Here is a 4,098-nt window from a genome sequence, read left to right as displayed (position 1 = left end):
ACGTCGGCCTGGTCACCCTGGTGATCGGCGTGGGCGCATTGCAGCTGGTACTCGACCTGGGCAACGACGAAGACTGGTTCTCGTCGATGAAGATCGTGGTACTGGCCTGCGTTGCCGTGGTGGCGCTGACCGTGTTCCTGATCTGGGAGCTGACCGACAAGGACCCGATCGTCGACCTGAAGCTGTTCCGGCACCGCAACTTCCGTGCCGGTACGCTGGCGATGGTGGTGGCCTACGCGGCGTTCTTCAGCGTGGCCCTGCTGATTCCGCAGTGGCTGCAGCGCGACATGGGCTACACCGCGATCTGGGCCGGTCTGGCAACAGCCCCGATCGGTGTACTGCCGGTGATCATGACCCCGTTCGTGGGCAAGTACRCATCGCGTTTCGACATGCGCATGCTGGCCACCATCGCGTTCGTGGTGCTGTCGATGACCAGCTTCCTGCGTTCGGGTTTCAACCTGCAGGTGGACTTCCACCATGTGGCCGGCGTGCAGCTGATCATGGGCATCGGCGTGGCGCTGTTCTTCATGCCGGTGCTGCAGATCCTGCTGTCGGACCTGGATGGTCGTGAGATCGCGGCCGGTTCGGGCCTGGCCACGTTCCTGCGTACGCTGGGCGGCAGTTTCGCGGCGTCGCTGACCACCTGGCTGTGGGCGCGTCGCACGCAGGTGCATCACGCGGACCTGACCGAGCACATTTCGGCCTATCAGCCGGGCATGCAGGACCAGGTGGCGGCGATGGGGCAGGGCGACCTGCAACATGGCGCGGCGGTGCTGAACAACATGATCAACCACCAGGCATCGCAGATGGGCTTCAACGACATCTTCTTCCTGCTGGGCTGGATCTTCCTGGCGATCATCTCGTTCCTGTGGCTGGCCAAGCCGCCCTTCGGTGCGGGCGCGGGTGCCGCCGCCGGTGGCGGGCACTGATCGATCGCTGTTGCTGAAAAACAAAACCCCGCCGGAAGGCGGGGTTTTTGTTTGCAGTGCATCCACGCAGGCATGCGAATTCCAGTAGATCCACGCCATGCGTGGATGGACTGCCGCGCAGGCGATCGCGTTTCGAATACCGGACATGAAAAAACCCGCTTGCGCGGGTTTGATCATTGTCTGAGTCATGGTGCCCAGGAGAGGACTCGAACCTCCACGAAGTTGCCCCCGCTAGCACCTGAAGCTAGTGCGTCTACCAATTCCGCCACCTGGGCGACTCAGGAGGAGAATTTTGCAGGAAGGCTGGATATGTGTCAACACCATTTCACACATTTTTTTCTGCACCGGCTTCCGCGTCCACATCCAGATGCAGCAGCAGGCTGCGCATCGGTGGCGAGAGCGATTTCCAGTCGGCGAACGCGGCGCACAGCCGGCGTTGTGCCCATGCGTTGCCGAGTGCAACGGCGACGATGCCGGTGGCCCGCCGATGTTGCCGCGCGATCGTGCGCGGCGCGATGCCCACGCCGATGCCATGGCCCACCATCGTGCACAGGCCTTCAAAGGTCTTCATGCGGATGCGCACGTCGAGCGTGCGTCCGGCCTCTGCCGCCAGCTCTTCGATATAGGTCTGCAGCGCATTGCCGTCGGCCAGGGCAACGAAGGTCTCGCCCAGCACATCGCTGAAGTCGAGCGAGCGTCGCGCGGCGAAGCGATGGCCAGCCGGCAGCAGCATCATCAGCGGGTCTTCCGCAACCACATGGCGGTGCAACCCGTCGGCGGGGACGGCGTCACTGATGATGCCGGCCTCTGCCTGGCCGGCACGGATCGCGCGCACGACTTCATTGCTGGTGCGTTCGTGCAGTTCCACGCGCAGGCGAGGGCGCTCTGCCAGCCATGGGGCCAGCCGCGCGGGCAGGTAGTTGGTCAATGCCGCGGTGTTGGCGTACAGGTGCAGCGTGCCGCGCGCACCGTGGGCGAACGCCTGCAGTTCGCCGCGCAGCTGCGCCTGCTGCTGCAGGATCAGGCGCGCGTGATGGGCCAGTGCGGCACCCGCTTCGGTGAGGCTGATGCCGCGCGGGTGACGGGTCAGCAGCGCCGTGCCAGCGTCGGTTTCGATGGCGCGCAGGCGTTCGCTGGCCGATCCCAGTGCCAGATTCGCCTCCATCGCGCCGGCGGTGATGCTGCCGGCTTCGGCCACCGCCAGGAACAGGCGCAGATCGGCAATGTCCAAGCGCATGTCGTTTGCTCCGCTCGGCCCTGCCTTCGGCTGGTCCGAAGGCGCAGGCGGGAAGACCGCATTGTGCGCGCCTGCGGCGCCGGCTCCAATGGCGGCATGAACGAGACGACATACTTCTATGGGTTGCTGGTGGTGGTGTTCGTGCTGGCCGGGGTGGTCAAGGGCGTGACCGGCATGGGCCTGCCGACGGTGGCGATGGGATTGCTGGGCGGCGCGTTGTCGCCGGTGGCGGCGGCCTCGATGCTGTTCATTCCCACCTTCGTCACCAATGCCTGGCAGTTGCTGTCCGGGCCATCACTGGGCCGCACCCTGCGGCGGCTGTGGCCGATGATGCTGTCCGTGGTGGTGGTGACGCTGGGCTCGGCCGCGCTGCTGGTACGGGTGGATCGTGATGCCTCGCGCGCCGCGTTGGGCGTGGCGCTGGTGGTGTATGCGCTGTACGCACTGGTGGCGCCGGTGTTCCGCGTACCGCAGCGGAGCGAGCGCTGGCTGGGGCCGCTGGTCGGGGCGGTGTCCGGCGTGGTCACCGGCGCCACCGGCGTGTTCGTCATGCCGGCGGTGCCGTACCTGCAGTCGCTGGGCCTGCAGCGCGAGGAGCTGGTGCAGGCACTGGGCCTGGCGTTCACCGTCTCGACGATCTCGCTGACCACCGGGCTGGTGCTCAACGGTGCGTTTGGCGTGCAGCAACTGGGATTGAGCGCGCTGGCGGTGCTGCCGGCGCTGCTGGGCATGTGGCTGGGGCAGGTGATCCGCCAGCGCATCAGTGCGCGCGTGTTCCGTGCCTGCTTCCTCGGCTTCCTGCTGCTGCTGGGCCTGGAGCTGATGCTGCGTTCGTGGTGGTGATGCCGACCGGACGCCAGACAAGAAAAAACCCGCTTTCGCGGGTGTTTTTCATTCTCGACATGGTGCCCAGGAGAGGACTCGAACCTCCACGAAGTTGCCCCCGCTAGCACCTGAAGCTAGTGCGTCTACCAATTCCGCCACCTGGGCGTCGAGGAGGAGAATTATGGGGTGCCGTGACGGAGGTGTCAACACCCTTCTGAAATTCCTGCGTCCAACGCGCTCAGTAGATCCACGCCATGCGTGGATGGGTGCGGCAGCCGGATTACAGGCAAAAAAAATCCCCGCCGAAGCGAGGAGTTTTTTCGTTGGTGCCCAGAAGAGGACTCGAACCTCCACGGTTTTACCCGCTAGTACCTGAAACTAGTGCGTCTACCAATTCCGCCATCTGGGCGTTCCAGAGGCGCAATTGTGAAGATGAACACGCAGGCTGTCAACGATTTTGTGAACGTTTTTCACCCGATTGTTCAAAGACGGGCGCTGACCCGTTCTGCACGCCCACAGCGGCTACCATGGAGGGCGATGACTACCAAAAAACCAAGCAAGGGCGGGAGCAAGTCCCGCAGTGAAGCCCCCAACAAGGGCACCAAGCAGGGCACTGCCCGCAACAACAAGCCGGGCAAGCCGTTGCCGGGCTGGCTCCCCGCACTGGCCGAAGGCGGTGCACCGCCTCCGGGGCGTGGCCGCCGCAACGCCGAGCCGCCGGGCCCGGCAACGGGTCGCAAGCTGCCACCGGCGGGCAAGGTGATCGATGATCCCTACGCCTCCCGCGAAGCGGAAAAGTACGAACAACCCATTGCCAGCCGCGAGGCCATCCTGGCCCTGCTGGAACGCTGCGAAGGGCCGCAGACGGCTGAGGAACTCGGCGCGCGCCTGGGCCTGACCGCACCGGACCGTGCCGAAGCGCTGTCGCGCCGGCTTGGCGCCATGGTCCGCGACGGCCAGCTGGTGCAGAACCGCCGCGGCGGCTTCGCGCCCATCCAGACGTTGAACCTGGTCACCGGCGTGGTGATCGCCAATCCGGAAGGGTTCGGCTTCCTGCGCCCGGTCGAGGGCGGTGACGATCTGTTCCTGCCGCCCTATGAAATGCGC

At 65.4% G+C, this 4,098-nt stretch carries 2 protein-coding genes, 3 tRNA genes and 2 pseudogenes; 3 read left to right on the top strand and 4 right to left on the bottom strand.

Annotation, left to right across the window (positions count from 1 at the left end; translation table 11 throughout):
• Nucleotides 1-929, top strand: a pseudogene (gene emrB, locus AC1VAN_RS13890) (multidrug efflux MFS transporter permease subunit EmrB); the annotation flags it as partial.
• Nucleotides 930-1,117: 188 nt separating this feature from the next.
• On the opposite strand, the gene AC1VAN_RS13885 reads toward emrB, so the two are convergent.
• Both AC1VAN_RS13885 and AC1VAN_RS13880 read right to left on the bottom strand, forming a co-directional pair.
• Nucleotides 1,118-1,204, bottom strand: a tRNA-Leu gene (locus tag AC1VAN_RS13885).
• Between the two features lie 50 nt (nucleotides 1,205-1,254).
• Nucleotides 1,255-2,166, bottom strand: a complete 912-nt coding sequence (locus AC1VAN_RS13880) for a LysR substrate-binding domain-containing protein (protein ID WP_032975813.1) — start codon at nucleotides 2,164-2,166, stop codon at nucleotides 1,255-1,257.
• A gap of 96 nt (nucleotides 2,167-2,262) precedes the next feature.
• Between AC1VAN_RS13880 and AC1VAN_RS13875 the strand changes: the two genes are divergently transcribed.
• Entirely contained in the window at nucleotides 2,263-3,009 is a 747-nt protein-coding gene (locus AC1VAN_RS13875; RefSeq protein ID WP_032975820.1) for a sulfite exporter TauE/SafE family protein, read from the top strand.
• Nucleotides 3,010-3,069: 60 nt separating this feature from the next.
• Here AC1VAN_RS13875 and AC1VAN_RS13870 read toward each other — a convergent pair.
• Nucleotides 3,070-3,156, bottom strand: a tRNA-Leu gene (locus tag AC1VAN_RS13870).
• A gap of 159 nt (nucleotides 3,157-3,315) precedes the next feature.
• A tRNA-Leu gene (locus tag AC1VAN_RS13865) sits at nucleotides 3,316-3,400 on the bottom strand.
• A 128-nt stretch (nucleotides 3,401-3,528) separates the two neighbouring features.
• Here AC1VAN_RS13865 and AC1VAN_RS13860 point away from each other — a divergent pair.
• A pseudogene (locus AC1VAN_RS13860) lies at nucleotides 3,529-4,098 on the top strand (ribonuclease R); the annotation flags it as partial.

It is taken from the genome of Stenotrophomonas sp. 05L44_2 (assembly GCF_056665995.1).
Note: the sequence above shows the minus strand (reverse complement) of the source record. Positions and strands in the feature narration are given on the sequence as shown.

What these genes read in the sequence shown, in the direction of transcription:
- AC1VAN_RS13880 (WP_032975813.1), bottom strand. Translation starts at nt 2,166, where the DNA reads ATGCGCTTGGACATTGCCGATCTGCGCCTGTTCCTGGCGGTGGCCGAA.
- AC1VAN_RS13875 (WP_032975820.1), top strand. Translation starts at nt 2,263, where the DNA reads ATGAACGAGACGACATACTTCTATGGGTTGCTGGTGGTGGTGTTCGTG.